We start from the raw sequence: 484 nt of genomic DNA, 5'->3' as shown, positions 1-484 counted from the left end.
TCGGCCCAGTGCTGGTTGCTGCGCTGCCACTGGCCGACCTGGACGACGCTGTTGTGACGTTGCTTGGCGGCAACCATGGCCTGGCATTCGGCGATCGAATTGCCGAGCGGCTTTTCGACATAGCTAGCCTTGCCGGCCGAGCAGGCGTCGACTGTCATCAGGCAGTGCCAGTGGTCGGGCGTGGCGATAATGACCAGATCGAGGTCCTTGTCGTCGAGCAGGCGGCGATAGTCGCGCGCGATGCGCGGCGCCTTGCCGGTCAGGGTCTTGAATTCGGCGGCGCGGGTAGCCAGCACGGTATCGTCGATATCGCAAAGGGTGACGACCTCGACGCCGGGGACTTCGAGGTGCGCCTTCATATTGGCCCAGCCCATACCCTTGACGCCGATAACGCCGACGCGAACGGTGTCGCTGGGCGCGGCCTTGGCCGATGACGCGGTGGCGAGCGCCGCCGACGACGCAAGCGCGCCGCCGAGGAGTTTCC

The 484-nt window shown here is 66.1% G+C and carries 1 protein-coding gene; it reads right to left on the bottom strand.

Translation table 11 applies throughout. The features are described 5' to 3' along the window. A partial coding sequence (locus ABAC402_RS38965; protein WP_023451374.1) for a Gfo/Idh/MocA family protein occupies positions 1-484 on the bottom strand: 484 nt, incomplete at both ends.

Source organism: Asticcacaulis sp. AC402, assembly GCF_000495835.1.
In the GTDB taxonomy this organism is placed as follows: domain Bacteria; phylum Pseudomonadota; class Alphaproteobacteria; order Caulobacterales; family Caulobacteraceae; genus Asticcacaulis.
Note: the sequence above shows the minus strand (reverse complement) of the source record. Positions and strands in the feature narration are given on the sequence as shown.